Below are 19,073 nucleotides of genomic sequence, written 5' to 3' on the forward strand. Positions count from 1 at the left end.
CTCATTTTTTATCATCAACTTAAATCTTTTTTTATTTTTTTTATTTTCAATATTTACAATGCAACTTAAAAAAATAAATGTGCAAAAGATTTTTTGCGCTTTAATATAAATGAACAACTTTTTCAATTAAATGACTATATCTTTAAAAACTAAATATTTGAAAAATGAGTTATGAATTAACAGGAAAGCTGTTGGAAAAATTTGACACAATACAACGCTCCGAAACATTTAAAGTGCGTGAATTTGTTGTTGAAAAATCTGATGATATAAATGGCAAAACGATTACAAACTATATAAAGTTTCAATGCGTGCAGGACCGCACCAATATTGTTGACAGGGTAAACAAAGGAGATGAAATAAAAGTGTATTTTAATATTAAAGGAACCAAATGGGATAAAGACGGGCGCACTTCTTATTTCAGCAATCTTGATGCATGGCGAATTGAACAAATTTTGCAGGCAGGAAAAGAAGCCTCATCAGATGATGATCACCTGGAGCCCCTGGATACCTTCACCTCTTCATCGCAGGATGCAATTGATGATCTTCCATTTTAGCAAACCCAACAGAACTCAGTGTTTACAGGGATTTTAAAGTTTTCAGGATGAATACCTGATCTTTTTATGCAACAAAAAATACTACTAAAATTATTACCCGGAGAAGCACTTGATCCACTGGCGATATTACGTGCTATTGCAAAATCTTCCGGCATACCAATTAACGATGTTACCGGTTATAATATTCTAAAAAAATCTATTGACGCAAGAGGGAAAACAGTATGGATAAATATCACTGCAAACGCTTTTATTAAAGAACCTTTTGTACAAAGAGCCATTGCTGAATTTAATTTTAAAGACGTAAGTTGCTCACCAAAAAAAATTGTGATTGTGGGCGCCGGACCTGCGGGGCTGTTTGCTGCTTTGCAATTAATAGAACTTGGAATTAAACCGGTAATAATTGAAAGGGGAAAGGATGTAAAAGAGCGAAGAAGAGATCTCGCTTTATTAAATAAAAAGGGAATTATTAATCCTGAAAGTAATTATTGTTTTGGTGAAGGAGGTGCAGGCACCTACAGCGATGGAAAGCTATATACAAGAAGCACAAAGCGCGGAAATATCGACCGCATATTAAATTTATTTGTTCACTTTGGTGCTGGCGAAAATATTTTATATGAAGCTCATCCTCACATAGGAACCAATAAACTTCCGCAGATTATAACCGCTATGCGTAAACGCATTTTAGATTGCGGAGGAGAATTTTATTTTAATAAGAAAATCATAGATTTTAAAATAGAAAACAAGGCGTTAAAGTCGGTGCAAACTGAAGACGGAAATTCGTACCAAGGCGATGCATTTATTCTTGCAACTGGTCACTCGGCACGGGATATTTTTACTTTACTAAATGCGAGAAAACTTTTAATCGTTGCCAAGCCTTTTGCATTAGGTGTAAGAGTAGAACACCCACAGGAATTAATTAATAATATTCAATATGGGAATTATAATGTTTTGATGAATGAGGGTGGAAAGGCTCTTCCTCCTGCATCGTACAGCCTCGTGGAACAAGCGGATGGCCGCGGAGTGTTTTCATTTTGCATGTGTCCGGGAGGAATCATTGCGCCCGCCGCCACTAACGACGGTGAATTAGTTGTAAACGGATGGAGCCCTTCAAAAAGAAATAATCCTTATGCGAACAGCGGCCTTGTAGTGCAGGTAGAAATTGAAGATGTAATAAATACAATGGGCAATTTGCAATTAGCAACAGACAAAGATTCGCCATTGCTAATGATGGAATTTCAACGGCTAATTGAACAAAAAGCTTTTGCCGCAGGCGGCGGAAATTTTGTTGGACCCGCTCAAAGATTGGTGGATTTTACTGAAAATAAATATTCTTCAACACTGCCGAAATGCTCCTATTTACCGGGCATCCAATCGGCTCAATTAAATGATATTTTACCCCATTTTATTTATAGCCGTTTACAAAAGGCATTGAAGTCGTTTGGCAAAAAGATGCCGGGAAAGCACGGGCACAGCGGGTATTTTACCAATGAAGCCGTTTTAGTAGCAACAGAAAGCCGCACATCTTCGCCGGTTCGCATCCCCCGTGACCATGAATATTTAAATCATCCCCAGGTAAAAAATCTTTTCCCTTGTGGCGAAGGCGCAGGTTATGCCGGTGGAATTGTTAGTGCTGCGATGGACGGTGAAAGAATTGCCATGGCGATAAAAATTTTCTTGCATGCCTGATTGAAATACTTTTCATCAAGAAATTTTTCTGATACAAAGATGTTCTTTATACATTTACGTTGCCGAATTACTGCATCTCAGAATATATCAAAAAGTTACCTTAATTTTTTATAATGAATATACTGGAACTTCGAAATATCAAGAAATATTATGCTACACAAAAAGCAGTTGATGACATAAGTTTTGCAATTCCGCAGGGAAGTATTTTCGGTTTGTTAGGACCTAACGGCGCAGGAAAAACAACTCTGTTACGAATGATTACAGGGATATTCTACCCCGACAGCGGTAACATTTTCTTTGAAGGTAAAAAGTTTGAACCTGTTAAAGACATTCCCTTCATTGGTTACATGCCCGAAGAAAGAGGTTTATATAAAAAAATGAAAATCGGTGAGCAGGCGCTCTATCTCGCTATGCTTAAGGGAATGGATCGTCACGAAGCAATGAAAAAAATTAAAGATTGGTTTGTGAAATTTGAAATGCAAAGCTGGTGGAATAAAAAGGTAGATGATTTAAGTAAAGGAATGAGTCAAAAATTACAGTTTGTTATTACTGTTTTGCATGAGCCAAAATTGCTGATTCTTGATGAGCCTTTTAGCGGTCTTGACCCGGTAAACAGCAATTTAATTAAAGATGAAATTTATAAACTTTCTCAAAAAGGAGCTACCATTATTTTCAGTACGCACCGCATGGAACAGGTAGAAGAAATTTGCGATAGGATTGTTCTGGTTAATAAAGGAAAAAAAATATTAGACGGTAGTGTAAAACAGATAAAATTCGACTGCAAAGAAAATATTTTTAAAGTTGGCTTTAACGAATTGCCAAAACCTTTCGAGAATAACGTATTTGAAATAGTAAATTCAAAGGATACTTTTTTAACTGTAAAAATTAATGAACGCTATACGCCTGCGGATGTGTTGGAACAATTCTTAATTAATAAATCCAGCATCATATCATTCAATGAAATTTTACCATCGCTTAATGATATTTTTATAAAGAAAGTAGAAGACACAAAACTTGCCAGGCAATTTGAAGAAGTATGATTAATATTTGAACGAAAGCTGAACCAATAAACTAATTAATCAATAAACCAATTTTCTTTATGCATAAAATATGGCTGGTTATCAAAAGAGAATATTTTACAAGAGTAAGGAACAAGACTTTTATACTCTCCACCATTTTACTTCCCTTGTTTTTTATTGGATTTATTGTGGCATCTGCTTACTTTTCTATAAAAAGTATAGATAAACAAAAAATTGCGGTAGAAGATAATAATGGTATTTTTAAAACAAGTTTCCAAAGTGATAAAGTAATTACGTACGAATTTCCCGCGAACGTAAATGCAGATAACTTTAAAGAAAGGGGATATTCGGCCTTTTTATATATTCCCGAACACTTCAATTCACCCAATGATTCTGTTTCACTTATTGCAAATAAACAGTTAGGGGTAGACGCAGAACAAAAAGTAAAAGACCAGATAAACACAGCAATCAGAAATAAAGCCTTTCTTGAAAATAATATTAATAAAAAGGTATTGGATTCCATCAATAATATTGATGAAGATGAATTGTATAAATTCAGCACCGTTATAAAACAGGGAGATAAAACACAACAATCCAATTCAGGTTTATCATCGGCAATAGGCTTTGGCAGCGGGATATTAATTTATATGACGCTGTTTATTTATGGAGCAGCAGTAATGCGTGGTGTTATGGAGGAAAAAATGAATCGCATTGCAGAGGTTATTATAAGCTCTGTAAAACCATTTCAACTGATGGCCGGTAAAATTATCGGTATTGCTGCCGTAGGCCTTACCCAATTATTAATATGGATGATCTTAATTGTAGGATTGTCTTCCGTAGCTTCTTCATTTATATCGCACGATATGCTGCAACATGCTCAAAACATGAGCCCGGCAATGGGGCAAGCAGGAGCTAACTCAGCGGCTGCAAATTTTATGAATGCAAAAAATACATTTCTGGAAGCAGCCCCATGGAGCCTTATAATTCCATGTTTCCTGTTTTATTTTATTGGGGGTTATCTATTTTATGCTGCATTATTCGCGGCAGTTGGCAGTGTTGTAAACGAAGATCCGCAGGAAGCACAATCATTGATGCTTCCTATAACAATGCCGATCATTTTATCATTTGTTATAATGACGACCGCAGCCGGAAAACCGGATGCACCCATTTCTGTCTGGGGCAGCATGATACCACTTTCTTCTCCCATTGTTATGATGGCACGCATTCCATCGGGCAGCGTACCAGCCTGGCAAATTGCGGTATCTATGATTTCTTTAGTTGCCGGTTTTATATTAACCACTATGCTGGCCGCAAAAATTTACCGCACGGGTATTTTATTATACGGCAAGAAAGTAACCTTTAAAGAAATGGGAAAATGGTTGTTTAGAAAATCATAAAGCAGAAGCTGGCTTACTTTTATGATCTGCGTCTTTTGAAACATTTGATCCAAACACCGCTTTATTAAATTCTTCCTTGAAGAATCTTAAAATTATCCCACTGACAAAAAATAGTGAGAATAAAATGAATCCTCCGATAAGGCCTATAAGCCCATATATAACTGCTGATTTATTTTCAATATCATACGGAGGCTCTGGCTTGTCGAGTACTTTTATTACAGGAGTTGCTTTTTGTAGTTTATACGCAGCATTCTGCTGGTTGGCCACTGCTGTGGCATATTGTTGCCGGATCATTTGCTTGTCGGCGAGTAAATTTTCTGCAGGCACTCTAAATTCAAGCTTATCCGTGTTTGTAAACAAAGTTCTTTTATCAATTTCAATTAACTGGTTGTCTTTGGAATTCATTACGTTTCTTAAAGAATCTACTTTACCAGTTGCAAATTCAAAATCACGCCTGGCTTTTTCCTGTTTTAATTGTATATAGAAGAGAGAAATTTTATTAATGAATCCATAACTGATAGTTCTTACCAACTCAGGACTGCGCCCTGTGTAAGAAAGTATGAGCATGTTATTTTTATTAACAGTTGCAGTGAGCCCGTCTTCCAAAACCTTTCCGGCCCAGGTTATTAACGCATATTGATTGGGCGGCGTTTCTATTTTTTCCTCAAACCATCCGCGATGATTATTGACATCATTTAATAATAATTCTGCAATAGTTTTATTACCGGATGAGGAATCATGCATGGCAGCAACTTCTTCGCGGGTTGTACGGCTTTGGGCAAGTTCAATAATATTTATGGAAGCATCTTCGCTGAAACTTTTAGGGGTTTCCGAGCCTAATAACGCACTGAGTGTAGACGAAGTTGCGCTGTTATCATTGGCGCTCGTTAATGGAAATACAGATGCCGTCGAAGTATAGGTAACGGGCTTTTGTTTTGCATATAAAATTAATCCCAGTGCTGCAACGATAGCAACCGTTATAATAATAACTTTTACTTTCTTCAGCCGTTGATAGATCGATGTTGTTAATTCGTGGGAGGTCATAGTAAAAATTTATAACCTTGTTAATAAATATACCAGAACAAGAGGAAAGGTGGTTACCAGCGCCTGCGAAGCTACTTCACCCAGGTTCTTTCCCTCAGGCTTCAAAGGAACTGTTACGGTGCTGCCTGCGTCTACTCTAGGATAGAAATGAATAAAACCAAAATTATGAGTTCGCTTACTTCTGCCGTTAGCATAGGTTACAAAAATTCTTTTACGCCATGGCCTTATGCCAAAGCCGCCCGCTTTATCAATATAATATCCCAGCTTATTATGTTCTTTATCAAAGTAAATTTTTAGTTCGGATTGAACAGCGCCTTTAATAGTTACAACCGGGTTCGTTTCAGGAATATATATAATATCACCTTCCTTCAAAACCATATCATACTTTGAGTTTTTATTTTTTAGCGCTTTGTCAAGATCAATGCTTATAGGTTCCGTGGCATCAGAAAGATTGCTGTCGATAACTTTACCTGAAGAATCTTTTAAATAAGTAGTTGCAGGTTTTTTAGCAAGGGGATTTCCTTCTGCTGCGTCATCGTGCAGCCTATATAAAACGGCTCCGTCTGTGTTAGAATTTTCTTTCAAGCCGCCCGCCCTTTCTATGAATGAAGAAAGGCGTTCATCATTATTTAATTTAGAATAGGTGCCGGGATATTTTATCTGGCCTTCAATCTTTACATTTTCCTGTAAATGAAATGTGGGGTTTTTTCTTACAAAAACCTGGTCGTACGGTTTCAGCTTTACGTTTTCGGTAACAGAATCTAATTCAAGATTTGTTTTAATTGAATACGTTTTAATGACTGTTTGTGTCGGCTTCATTCCTCGCTGCGATGAGTCGATGTTTACAATACTTGAAACTGCAATCTGCCCAAATTCTGCCGACGGTTTTAAACCATTTGCAAAATATAAAAGGTCTTTGAGCGACATATCACCAAACCTTTGAAACTTGCCGGGTTTGCGAACTTCCCCTTCTATTGTTACATATTGTTTATCGGCAAACTGATTCCTGTTGAACACTTCAATAACATCGTTAGGTTCAATGGGGATATTATAACTACTGTTTATATTCTTATTCAAATCTGCCAGGCTAACAACAATTTTATCCGATCTTAAATTTGTTGAATCGCCTGCCCCTTTATATACATAAGCCCGGTCAACATACGAATTAGGCGTAATTCCTCCGGCCCTGTTAATTACATCAAACAACCGGTCGCCCTTTCTTATTTCATACACATTCGGGTAAGCAACTTCACCCTTTACAATTACTTTATTATTGAGGCCGGCATTGATCGGATTCACTACAATCACATCTCCATCGTACAATGGCTCATCAATAACATTTCCATTTGCTTTTAATCCGATAGCGTTGAAATTGACGTTTTTTATTGTTTGTTTTTCATTCACATTTCTAATAATAACTCCCCCTGACTGATAAGCTTCAGTAGCAAAACCACCTGTATATCTTAAGAGTGCTGACATTCCTTCATTTTTCTTGAGCTGATAAAACATCGGTCTTCTAAACTGTCCTGATGCGAGTACTTGTTTATCATAAAATGGCACAATTACAAAATCATTATTTTCAAGATAAAGATGCTTGCCATAATCGCCGGTGGTTAAATATTTATAAACATCGATAGAATCGATAATTCTTCCGTTTCGGGATATTAAAATGTTGCGCATATTCCCAAATTTTGTAAGTCCTCCGGAAAGGGCCACCACATTTAATGCATTGGTAAATGCCGATACTACCTGCGGCCCGGGGTTTTCCACTTCTCCGGATGTTTGTACCACTATACTTCTTGGCTGGCCTAACGTAACAGAAATATTAGTGGAAGGAGGAATTACCTTTTTGAAGCGGTCGAAAATAATTTTTCGGGCATTATCGAAGGTTAACCCCTGCACGGTAATTTTGCCTAATCCCTGCGGGAAAATTGAACCATCTCTTGCCACAATATAATCCTGTTCAAAGTCTGCACCTCCCCAAAGTGAAACAACAATATGATCGCCTACTCCAATTGGGTAATCCAGCGGAGGTGTTGAAAGTTCAGATAATTCAGTTATCTGGTTGCTCTTAAAAAGGTCCGACCCATACACAGCGTCAGGGCTATATAATTGTTTCTTGAAGTCATCTTTTTGGGTACTATCCTTTGCTATTACATTCTTATTCTGAAGATCAATTAAACTTTTATGAATATCGTCACCGGCCTTTTTCTGCGGGTTATTATTGTCTCTTAATATATCCTGGAGTTCAGATGGGGAAGCGCCTTTTAAAGCATTTGGATCAATGGGCAAATCAGGCACTTCCGTGGGAATCTGGGCATATAAATTATTACCGAAAACAATAAAAAAAGCAGAAAAGAATATAAGTATGAAAGCCCTTTTACAGGCAAATGTTTCTTTGGAAAAACTCATTGGAATGGGTTAATGGACAATAATACTCCTAAAACGAACAAATATATGATTTTATTTCAGTGGCTTTTGCAACGCCTCATTGAACTCCAGCCATGTGCCGGCAATAATTTCTTTAACAGGCTTTATATCTTTTAAAATTGCGCTTACCTGGCCTATTTCTAATTCGCCTTTTTCTAAATCGCCTTCAAATATTCCTTTTTTGGCCCTTCCTTTTCCTAACAATTGTTGCAGTTCAATGGCTGTTGCGCAATTTTTTTGCGCCTGCGCTAACTGCATGTAGAAATCATTTTTAATGAGGCGCACAGGAGTTAATTCTTTTAAAGTAACAATGGTATCTCCTTCATTTGAATTAATAACTGCATTTTTGAAATCAGGGTGGGATGAAGCTTCTTCCGACGCAACAAAGCGGGATCCCATTTGCACCCCTTCTGCACCCAACACCATACAAGCCAGCATTTGCCTGCCTGTTGCAATACCACCTGCAGCTATTACCGGTATTTCTACAGATGTACAAACGAGTGGCAGCAATACCAAAGTTGTAGTTTCTTCTCTTCCATTGTGGCCGCCTGCCTCAAAGCCTTCTGCAATTACCGCATCACAACCAGCGGCCTCGGCTTTCTTCGCAAAACGGCTGCTGCTTACGACATGCACTACTTTTATTCCATGCTGTTTTAAAAGCGGGGTAAAAGTTGCGGGATTGCCTGCGGAAGTAACAACAATCTGCACCTTGTTGCGAATGATTATATCGATTTGTTTTTCAACACCACTATAAAGTAAAGGAAGATTTACTCCGAATGGCTTATTAGTTGCGGCCTTACATTTCCTAATATGCTCTTCAAGCAACTGAGAATTCATACTTCCTGCACCAATGATACCAAGGCCGCCAGCATTACTAACGGCGCTGGCTAAACGCCAACCGCTTGTCCAAACCATACCCGCCTGTACAATTGGATATTCAATATTAAAAAGCCGGGTAACACGATTGAAAAACATGAGTTGCAATTTGTTGATTGGCCCATTGTTTATTATGAACCCAAATCAATTTCGGTATTATCGCCAATATTAAGAGATCTTTTTTCGCCTCTTATTTCTGTATCACTTCCTATTAACGAATCGTCGAGAACAACATCATAAAGTTTGGAGAAAGATCCAATGATGGATCCTGTTACGATAGAATAATTAACGATAGTATTTTCGCCCATGGCAACATGCGGTCCAATGATAGAATTCTTTATATCGCAGCCTTCGGCAATGCTTACCGGCGGAATAAAAATAGTGTTTTCAAATTTATTAGACTCCGAAATAGACCCGCCAAACTTTTCTAGCAGGATCGCATTCGATTGAAGCAAGGTTTCTTTTTTACCACAGTCAAACCAGTTTTCAACTTTAAAAGATTTAAACTTTTCACCACCTTCTATCATGCATTCAAGCGCATCTGTTAGATTAAATTCGTTATTCGTTTTAATATTATTGTTAATAATTTTTTCCAGGCATTGAAATAAAATTTTTGAGTTTTTTATTTTATAAAGCCCAACGAGCGCCATATTTGATTTAGGAATAGCTGGCTTCTCAACAACCCGGGTCATGAAGCCATGCTCGTCAATTTCGCCCACACCAAAATTGCGTGGATCATCTACTTTTTTAACGCCAAGCATGGACCAGGGAGAGGCTAAAACAGCATTGATATCATATTCACATATTGTATCGCCCAAAGCAATAAATAACTCATCATCGCCTACAATTTTCCTGGTAAGTTCAACTGCGTGAGCTGTTCCCTTTCGTTCATTTTGAAAAATAAAATGAACCAGCAGATCAGGATATTTTTCTTTAATATAATCCTGAATTTTTTCTCCCAGGTATCCGACAATAAATACAAATTCGTTTATGCCTGCCTCATGGAGTTGATCAACATTGATACTTAAGATTGTTTTTCCAGCAAGTGGAATTAATGCCTTTGGTTGTGTGTAAGTGTGTGGGCGCAACTTTGTGCCTGCGCCTGCTACCGGAATTATCGCCTTCATTTTTCTTTATTTGTTATCCAATCGCTTCAAAATGAACGTGAATATAGTGAAAATTATTTTTGATGTTGATATACAATTTGCGATGTACAATGTACGGTGTTTGATGTGTGATTTTCGATGTTTGAGGCAGCGTGCTTCTTTAGATGTTACATTATCATTAGACAATTTACATCGTACATTTTTTGTACGTTTGCGCAAAATTATTAAATGCAAAGAGATACATTGGTTTTTGATATTATTAATAAAGAGTTAAACAGGCAGCGCCAGGGAATTGAGTTAATAGCTTCGGAAAATTTTGCTTCCCTGCAGGTAATCCAGGCAATGGGAACCGTACTCACTAACAAATATGCTGAAGGATACCCGGGAAAAAGATATTATGGCGGGTGCGAATTTGTAGATGAAACCGAGCAATTAGCAATTGATCGCCTTAAAAAAATATTTAATTGCGAATATGCTAACGTGCAGCCTCATAGTGGAGCGCAGGCCAATGCTTCTCTTATGTTAGCAATTCTGCAACCCGGCGATAAAATTTTAGGACTTGACCTTAGTATGGGCGGCCATCTTACCCACGGCTCACCGGTAAATTTTTCAGGAAAATTATATGAAGCGTATTTTTATGGAGTAGTAAAAGAAACCGGCCTGGTTGATTATGAAATGCTGGAACAAAAGGCAAGAAAAGAAAAACCCAAACTAATTATTTGCGGGGCATCCGCGTATAGCCGTGACTGGGATTATGAACGCATTAGAAAAGTTGCTGATGAAATAAACGCATTCGTTTATTGCGATATGGCGCATCCCGCAGGCCTTATTGCCAAGGATTTATTGAAATCACCTTTTGACCATTGTCATTTTGTAACATCCACTACTCATAAAACGTTACGTGGACCCAGAGGTGGAATCATTCTAATGAAGAAAGATTTTGAAAATCCTTTCGGGCAAAAAGATAATAAAGGAAATTTAAAAATGATGAGTAACCTGATTGACATGGGAGTTTTTCCGGGCACCCAGGGCGGACCATTGGAACATATTATTGCTGCAAAAGCAGTTGCCTTCGGTGAAATTTTAACTAATGAATTTACCGAATATGCAAAACAAATACAGGTGAATGCGCAGGCGATGTCTAAAGAATTTAATGCAAAGGGTTACGATTTAATAAGTAATGGAACCGACAATCACTTAATGCTGATTGACCTTCGCAATAAAAATATTACCGGTAAAAAAGCCCAGGAAACCTTAGATAAGGCAGGCATTACACTGAATAAAAATGCAGTTCCGTTTGACGATAAAAGCCCGTTTGTAACATCAGGCATACGGGTAGGCGTACCCGCAATTACAACAAGAGGTATGAAAGAGAATGATATGAAAGATGTTGTAGATCTTGTTGATAGAATTTTGATGAACCTTGATGATGAAAAAGTGATTGCTTCTGTAAAAAATGAGGTGGTTGATTTGATGAACAAATTTCCTTTGTACCCTGAACTAAACTAATACCGGTAGGCATTTAAATAAATACAGTTTATTAAGCCTTACAGATTAATTTTACTAAAATTAATTTTCATGATACAACGTGTACAAACATTATGGATGTTACTTGCGGCAATAGCAGCTTTCCTTACACTAAAGTTTCTATTTTATGGCGGCATACTCATTGCAGACAACACCTATCATCCATTATTAGCAACAGATAATTTTTTGATTCTCATTCTTACAAGCGCTTTAGGAACAGGACTTGTAATTAATATTTTTTTATACAAAAACAGGAGTATTCAATCACGTATTATTCTTGTTTCAATTTTGCTGGAATGTTTAATTATTTTTTTATACATAAAGCAAACTGCTAAATATTCAACAGGCGACTATAGTCTTTGGTCTGCCTTACACATCCTGATAATCATATTCCTGGTTTTAGCAGCAAGAGGAGTTTATAAAGATTCAAAACTTATCAGGGATAGCAATAGGCTTAGATAAGTTAAAAATATATTTTAAACGCTCATTTCAAATATACTTTGCGGTATAACTCTCCTTGATTTTTTTCAAGCCAGAAGGGATCCCGGCATAAACAAGATTACCTCCTCCATCGCCTGCTTCAGGGCCAAGATCAATTACCCAATCAGCAGATTTTATTACATCAGTATTGTGCTCAATTACAATAATAGAATGGCCTTGTTCAATAAGCGCATTAAACGAACCGAGTAACTTTTTTATATCATGAAAATGAAGGCCGGTTGTTGGCTCATCAAAAATAAAAAGCAAATTACCCTGCCCTTTGCCTTTGCCTAAAAAAGAGGCAAGCTTAACACGCTGGGCTTCCCCACCGCTTAATGTGTCGGAAGATTGTCCCAGTTTTATATAGCCCAATCCAACGTCGCTTAATGGTTGAATTTTTTTTGCTACTTCTGCACCCGTAGCATCGCTCTTTTTGTTTCCTTTTTTCTCACCACCGAAAAATTTAATCGCTTCGTCAACACTCATTTCAAGCACATCATAAATATTTTTTTCCTGGTAAGTTACTTCAAGCACTTCCTGTTTAAATCTTTTGCCTCCGCATACATCGCAAACTAAATGCACATCTGCAAGAAACTGCATCTCTACAACTTTTTCCCCTTCCCCTTTACAAGCATCGCAACGGCCGCCATCCACATTAAAAGAAAAATGCTTAGGCATATATCCACGCATTTTACTAAGCGGTTGTTTGCTGAAAAGTTCGCGTATTTCATCATACGCTTTAATGTAAGTAACGGGATTGCTTCGCGAAGACTTGCCAATAGGATTCTGATCTATCATTTCAACCTGCGAAATATAATCGAGGTCTCCATCGAGCCCTTTGCTTAATCCGGCTTTCTCCGCAAACTCACCTTTTAATTTTTTTAATGACGGATATAAAATCTGTTTTACCAGTGTTGTTTTACCGCTGCCACTAACACCACTCACAATGCATAAAACGTTTAATGGAAACACCACGTCAATATCCTGCAAATTATTCTGTCGTGCACCCCTTACCGTTATAGACCGGTTCCACTTGCGGATATGTTTTGGCGGATCAATAGATAATTTCCCACTCAAATATTTTCCTGTAAGGCTTTCCGGGTTATTTATAATATCATCATAATCTCCTTCAGCAATTACTTCTCCACCGAGGTGACTGGCCAAAGGGCCCATATCAATTATATGATCGGCTTCACGCATCATCATCTCATCATGTTCTACAACTACAACTGTATTACCCAGATCACGAAGATTTTTTAAAACTACAATCAGCCTTTCAGTATCTCTTGAATGAAGGCCAATGGAAGGTTCGTCCAAAATATATAATGAATTTGTAAGGTTACTTCCAAGGCTTCGCGTTAATTGAATTCGCTGACTTTCTCCGCCGCTTAATGAATTAGCTAGCCTGTTTAAAGTTAAATATCCTAATCCAACATCAAGAAGCGTTTCAAGCCTGTTATTAATTTCAATTAGAATCCTTTTTGCAACGGTTTTATCATAATCAGATAACTCAATTTCATCAAACCATTTCTTAAGATCTTTAACGGGCATTTCGCAGAGCTCACCAATATTTTTATGGTCCACTTTTACATACAATGCTTCCTTCCTGAGACGATATCCATGACATTCGGGGCAAAGCGTTCTCCCGCGATAACGGCTTAATAAAACCCTGTATTGAACCTTATATAAATTTTGTTCTACTTCTTTAAAGAATTCATCAAGCCCGGAAAAATAGGCATTACCCGTCCATAAAAGATTGTATTGAGCGGAAGTGAGATCAATAATCGGTTTATGAATAGGAAAGTCGAAATGACGCGCCGAACGAATCAATTTCTCTTTCCATAATCCTAATTTCTCCCCACGCCACGGAGCAATTGCATTTTCAAATACGCTTAGTCTTTTATCAGGAATTACCAAATCCGGATCAATACCAAGTACCAAAGAAAATCCACCGCAAACAGGACAAGCCCCATAAGGATTATTAAATGAAAATAAGTTTGGAACAGGCTCTTCAAATTTTATTCCGTCAAGCTCAAACTTATTGGCGAAATGTAACGTTTGCGAACCATTTATTTCAAGAGTAACTTCTCCCTCGCCTTCATAAAAAGCGGTAGTAACGGAGTCGGATATACGATGTTTGTCCTCTTCGTCAAAATCTTTTACTACTAACCGGTCAATTAGAACGTATGTAGTTACATGAGTAAATACAGATGAAATATTTTTTTTCTCCTGTATATCTTCTATCCTGATAACTTCACCGTTTGCATAAATTCTTGAAAAACCTTTTTGCATTAATATATTCAGCTCTTCTTTTGCATCTCTGTTATGATGTTGCCGGAACGCAACAAGCAATAAAATTTTATCACCCTTTTTAAACCGGCTTATTGCATTTACCACGTCATTCACATCATCTTTTTTTACTTCTCTCCCACTAACCGGCGAAATTGTCTTTCCAATTCTTGCAAACATCAAACGGAGATAATCATAAATTTCCGTCATGCTGCCTACGGTGGATCTTGGCGTTCGTGTAATAACTTTTTGTTCAATGGCAATTGCAGGGCATAGTCCTTTTATATAGTCAACATCGGGCTTATTCATGCGGGCCATAAACTGGCGTGCATAGGCGCTAAGGCTTTCTGCATAACGTCTTTGGCCTTCTGCAAATAACGTATCAATAGTTAATGAAGATTTGCCAGAGCCTGATACTCCCGTAACTACAATAAGTTTATTACGCGGAATTTCAACCGTTATATTTTTAAGGTTATGAACGCGTGCTCCCTTAATTAATATATTATTTGAAGATTTCTTTGGCTGTGTGGTTACCTCGTTGCGGGTAATTTTACGTATACTCATGTGACTTGCAAAAATAATGATTCGTACTTTTACGAGCCATTCAAAGTACTATTGCTCTAATTTTTCGTTTTACGAAAAAAATTTAGCAATTCATTTGGAAGTTTTATTTATTGTCCTAATTTAGGTCTTCCAATTATCCAGAAACAAATGAAGAACCTTCTGCGCTTCGCAATAGATTCCCACATTATTTTCTTTTAATTGGTTGAGACTTACACAATATCCTAAACCAAAAATCTGTAAACAGGTTATGAAATCCATGAACACTTTATCCGACCAACAATTGATCCACCTTTACCTTGATGGTGATGTTGAAGCCCTAACGAATCTTGTACATCGTTACAAAGACAAAATCTACACTTCAATTTATTTACTGGTAAAGGACAAATATCTTGCCGAAGATATTTTCCAGGATGCGTTTATCAGGGTGATTGATACTATTAATGGTGGCCGCTATACCGACGAGGGAAAATTTTTACCCTGGGCAATGCGTATAGCTCATAATTTATGTGTAGATCATTTCAGAAAAGTTAAACGCAGTCCGTCCATTAAAACCAGTGACGACCGTGACATTTTTGAAGTAATCAATTTTTCTGAAGCAGGTGCTGATGAAAAAATGATGCAGGGTCAAAGCCATGAAAGAGTAAGAAAATTATTAGAGATGTTACCAGAAGATCAAAGAGAAGTAATTGTAATGAGACACTACGCAGACCTTAGCTTTAAGGAAATTGCTAAATTAACCAACTGCAGCATTAACACTGCTCTTGGCCGCATGCGTTATGGTCTTATTAATTTAAGAAAAATGATGACAGAAAAGCAAATTGCTTTATAATAATATTTGTAACCCCCAAATTACGAAGTCAAATCCCTTTCAAATATTGAAGGGGATTTTTTTATGACATGGATAAAGCAACCCTGAAATTTATGCGGCCCTATTATAATATTCAATTAAATTTTTAGCATGGTATCGCGAGAGAAATTTCTCATATGTCCAATATTTAAATAAAGCTTTATGTTGAATAACAAATCATAATTAACTTCTTTAAAAAATATTCATTTTCTGTGGCATAATTTTAATGCAAGCTGTTGCAGTTTTTTCATCTTATTTGACAAAGTACATATTAATAAGAAATTATTGCCAATATTACAATTCTGCTACATTTGCAGATATTTTGAAAAGAAGTAACATTGTGTTTGAAGGGAATTTGATTAAGAACTTAAATTTGTGTAGTGAGCAAAAATCTCAATAAAGTATCCGCAGCTGGGTTACTTATTGCTTTAGGAATTATTTACGGCGACATCGGTACTTCACCACTCTACGTTTTAAATGCAATCATTCGTGATAGAATTATTTCCCAGGAACTTATTTTAGGAGGATTGTCCTGTATTATCTGGACGCTTACTTTGCAAACTACTGTTAAGTATGTTATACTTACTTTAAAAGCTGACAACAAAGGTGAGGGTGGTATTTTCTCTTTATATGCCTTGGTAAGAAGACAAAGAAAATGGTTAGTGTTTCCGGCCATTATTGGCGGCGCTTCATTACTGGCAGATGGAATGATCACCCCTCCGATATCTGTTACTGCTGCAATTGAAGGATTAAAACAAATACAGTTTTTTAGCGACATTGGCGATTCAACAATCGTTTATATAGTGCTGGCAATTTTGCTGGTATTGTTTTTTGCCCAGCAATTTGGAACTGCTTCCATAGGAAAAATGTTTGGTCCTATCATGTTTACCTGGTTTTTAATGTTAGCAGTTTTAGGGTCCGTACACATTTTTGATGACCTCTATATTTTCAAGGCATTTAACCCATTTTATGCAATTAAATTATTGACTTTATATCCCGGGGGTTTCTGGATTTTAGGAGCGGTCTTTCTATGTACAACGGGTGCCGAGGCTTTATATAGCGATCTTGGACATTGTGGAAGAGGTAATATTCGTTTTTCGTGGATCTATGTAAAATCAGCATTAATTATTAATTACCTGGGGCAGGGCGCATGGCTTTTATCAAATCATTCCGGTAAAATATTTACTAAAGAAATAATTGATAATGGGTTTAATCCTTTTTATGGAATTATGCCCGAAAACTTTAAAATAATAGGTCTTGTTATCGCAACCGTTGCAGCAATTATTGCCAGCCAGGCGTTAATAAGCGGTTCTTTCACGCTCATAAGCGAAAGCATGCGGCTGAATCTTTGGCCAAAAATGAAGATTAATTATCCTACGGAAGAAAGAGGTCAGTTATTTATTCCCGGAATAAATACCGTGCTACTTATTGGTTGTATTGGCATCACGCTGTACTTTAGAACTTCTTCCAATATGGAAGCCGCCTATGGGTTGGCCATTACTTTGTGTATGCTTGCAACTTCTATGTTATTTGCAAATTTTCTTGTTTCACGAAGAACTTCCAAGCCTTTTATCTACCTGTATCTTATCGTCTACCTTACCATTGAGTTGGGTTTTCTATTTGCCAATCTTAATAAATTTCCACATGGTGGCTTTGTAACTTTAATAGTTGGCGGTGCTCTTTTTTCAATAATGTATGTATGGTTTAGGGCACGAAAAATTAAAAACCGTTATGTTGAATTTGTAAGGCTTGAGCAATACCTTCCAACCATCCAGGAACTTAGTAATGATCTTACTATTCCTAAGTATGCCACTCACCTTGTTTATTTAACAAGCGCTAATAATCCAAAAGAAATTGAACATAAAATCGTCTATTCCATTCTCAACAGGAAACCAAAACGTGCAGATATCTATTGGTTTGTGCACGTTGATACGCAGGATGACCCTTACACCAGCGAATATACCGTGGAAACCATCATTCCTAATGAAATAATAAGAGTTGAATTCCGCCTTGGATTTCGCATGGAGCCAAGAATAAATTTAATGTTCAGAAAAGTTGTGGAAGATATGGTTTCTAACAAAGAAGTAAATATTACCAGCCGCTATGAAAGCCTGCAGCGTAACAATGTAGTGGGCGATTTCCAGTTTATTGTAATGGAAAAATTCCTTTCGCAAGACAATGAATTACCGTTCTTCGAAAAAATAATTATGAAATTATATTTCTGGTTAAAAAGGATAAGCCTTAGTGAAGAAAGGGGTTTTGGGCTTGAACAAAGTAATGTTACGGTGGAAAAATTTCCTCTCATTGTAGCTCCCGTAAATAAAGTAAAACTAAACAGGATTTTTAGTGATGAAAGTGAAAAATAATCAATAGACAATATTTTAATCCACTTCGTATTATTCAACTTTTTTAATTTTTCCTGTACATTGCCAAGTGTATTATTCATTGCTAATAATTTATTTTGTCTCCAACTTTAGTTTATATAATTGCCGGTTATTCTATTGTTTTAATCATCATTTATTTAGTTCAGGAAAAATTTATTTTTAAGCCGGAAAAATTAAAGCAAGATTTTCTTTATAAATATGATGTTCCGTTTAAAGAACTATTTATTGATGTTGAGCCTGGCGTAGTAATTAACGGACTTCATTTTTTTGTCAACGATCCGCTCGGTCTCATACTATATTTTCATGGCAATACCAGGAGTATAAAGGGGTGGGCCAAATATGCCAAAGATTTTTACAGGTATAAATATGATGTAGTGATGGTCGATTATCGCGGTTTTGGAAAAAGCACAGGCAAACGCGGGGAGAAAGCCATGTTTAAAGATATGCAGGTAGTTTACAATTATCTTTCTAATCTGTATCATGAAAATCAGTTGATCATTTATGGAAGAAGTCTTGGCAGTGGTTTCGCATCGAAGCTTGCCAGTGATAATTCGCCAAGGTATTTAATTTTAGATGCACCGTTTTATAGCTTTGAAAGAGCGGTACAGCGTTTTTTACCAATTTTACCGATGAAATATGTTTTGCGCTTTCAACTTCAAACCAATAAATGGATACGAAAAGTAAATTGCCATACTTATATTTTACATGGCACAAAAGACTGGCTCATTCCAATAAAGCAAAGTGAACAACTTCAAAAATTAAATCCGCATAAAATAACATTGATAAGAATTGAAGGCGGCGGACATAATAATCTTCCGTCATTTCCTCAATATCATAATTTCATAAGAGATATTCTTGCACCATGATTTA

14 protein-coding genes are annotated in these 19,073 nt (G+C 36.8%); 9 read left to right on the forward strand and 5 right to left on the reverse strand.

What is annotated here, in order from left to right; translation table 11 throughout:
• Positions 1 to 164: 164 nt before the first annotated feature.
• The 4 genes from FW778_RS05055 to FW778_RS05070 all read left to right on the forward strand — a co-directional run bounded on the left by FW778_RS05055 (position 165) and on the right by FW778_RS05070 (position 4,656).
• Positions 165 to 554, forward strand: coding sequence for a DUF3127 domain-containing protein (locus tag FW778_RS05055; protein WP_150413514.1), 390 nt, complete (start codon positions 165 to 167; stop codon positions 552 to 554).
• A gap of 66 nt (positions 555 to 620) precedes the next feature.
• Complete coding sequence (locus FW778_RS05060) at positions 621 to 2,240, forward strand: NAD(P)/FAD-dependent oxidoreductase (RefSeq protein ID WP_150413515.1); 1,620 nt, start codon at positions 621 to 623, stop codon at positions 2,238 to 2,240.
• A gap of 113 nt (positions 2,241 to 2,353) precedes the next feature.
• The gene (locus tag FW778_RS05065; RefSeq protein ID WP_150413516.1) at positions 2,354 to 3,280 is read left to right on the forward strand and encodes an ABC transporter ATP-binding protein; all 927 of its coding nucleotides are present in this window, start codon (positions 2,354 to 2,356) and stop codon (positions 3,278 to 3,280) included.
• Positions 3,281 to 3,339: 59 nt separating this feature from the next.
• Positions 3,340 to 4,656, forward strand: coding sequence for an ABC transporter permease (locus FW778_RS05070; protein ID WP_150413517.1), 1,317 nt, complete (start codon positions 3,340 to 3,342; stop codon positions 4,654 to 4,656).
• On the opposite strand, the gene FW778_RS05075 is transcribed toward FW778_RS05070, so the two are convergent.
• Genes FW778_RS05075 through FW778_RS05090 form a run of 4 tightly spaced genes read right to left on the reverse strand, consistent with a single transcriptional unit; the run spans position 4,651 to position 10,133 of the window.
• Complete coding sequence (locus FW778_RS05075) at positions 4,651 to 5,700, reverse strand: Wzz/FepE/Etk N-terminal domain-containing protein (protein ID WP_150413518.1); 1,050 nt, start codon at positions 5,698 to 5,700, stop codon at positions 4,651 to 4,653. The genes FW778_RS05070 and FW778_RS05075 overlap by 6 nt on opposite strands.
• 9 nt (positions 5,701 to 5,709) lie before the next feature.
• Positions 5,710 to 8,112 (reverse strand): polysaccharide biosynthesis/export family protein, encoded by a 2,403-nt coding sequence (locus tag FW778_RS05080; RefSeq protein ID WP_150413519.1) that lies wholly within the window; start codon positions 8,110 to 8,112, stop codon positions 5,710 to 5,712.
• Between the two features lie 51 nt (positions 8,113 to 8,163).
• Positions 8,164 to 9,105 carry an NAD(P)H-dependent flavin oxidoreductase gene (locus FW778_RS05085; protein WP_150413520.1) on the reverse strand — a complete coding sequence of 314 codons (942 nt, stop codon included), beginning with the start codon at positions 9,103 to 9,105 and terminating at the stop codon, positions 8,164 to 8,166.
• Positions 9,106 to 9,137: 32 nt separating this feature from the next.
• Complete coding sequence (locus FW778_RS05090) at positions 9,138 to 10,133, reverse strand: sugar nucleotidyltransferase (protein WP_150413521.1); 996 nt, start codon at positions 10,131 to 10,133, stop codon at positions 9,138 to 9,140.
• Positions 10,134 to 10,340: 207 nt separating this feature from the next.
• Between FW778_RS05090 and FW778_RS05095 the strand changes: the two genes are divergently transcribed.
• Positions 10,341 to 11,621, forward strand: a complete 1,281-nt coding sequence (locus tag FW778_RS05095; protein WP_150413522.1) for a serine hydroxymethyltransferase — start codon at positions 10,341 to 10,343, stop codon at positions 11,619 to 11,621.
• A gap of 69 nt (positions 11,622 to 11,690) precedes the next feature.
• Positions 11,691 to 12,101 (forward strand): DUF4293 family protein, encoded by a 411-nt coding sequence (locus FW778_RS05100; protein ID WP_150413523.1) that lies wholly within the window; start codon positions 11,691 to 11,693, stop codon positions 12,099 to 12,101.
• A gap of 27 nt (positions 12,102 to 12,128) precedes the next feature.
• Here the strand turns inward: FW778_RS05100 and uvrA are convergent, their stop codons facing one another.
• Positions 12,129 to 14,972, reverse strand: a complete 2,844-nt coding sequence (gene uvrA / locus FW778_RS05105) for an excinuclease ABC subunit UvrA (RefSeq protein WP_150413524.1) — start codon at positions 14,970 to 14,972, stop codon at positions 12,129 to 12,131.
• A gap of 256 nt (positions 14,973 to 15,228) precedes the next feature.
• Here uvrA and FW778_RS05110 point away from each other — a divergent pair, with 256 nt between their 5' ends.
• The 3 genes from FW778_RS05110 to FW778_RS05120 all read left to right on the forward strand — a co-directional run bounded on the left by FW778_RS05110 (position 15,229) and on the right by FW778_RS05120 (position 19,069).
• Entirely contained in the window at positions 15,229 to 15,801 is a 573-nt protein-coding gene (locus FW778_RS05110; RefSeq protein WP_449404184.1) for an RNA polymerase sigma factor, read from the forward strand.
• A gap of 398 nt (positions 15,802 to 16,199) precedes the next feature.
• Positions 16,200 to 18,185 (forward strand): KUP/HAK/KT family potassium transporter, encoded by a 1,986-nt coding sequence (locus FW778_RS05115; RefSeq protein ID WP_150413526.1) that lies wholly within the window; start codon positions 16,200 to 16,202, stop codon positions 18,183 to 18,185.
• A 95-nt stretch (positions 18,186 to 18,280) separates the two neighbouring features.
• A complete protein-coding gene (locus tag FW778_RS05120) occupies positions 18,281 to 19,069 on the forward strand; it encodes an alpha/beta hydrolase (RefSeq protein WP_150413527.1) in 789 nt (262 codons plus the stop codon).
• Positions 19,070 to 19,073: the final 4 nt, after the last annotated feature.

The organism is Ginsengibacter hankyongi, from assembly GCF_008710285.1.
Lineage (GTDB): Bacteria > Bacteroidota > Bacteroidia > Chitinophagales > Chitinophagaceae > Ginsengibacter > Ginsengibacter hankyongi.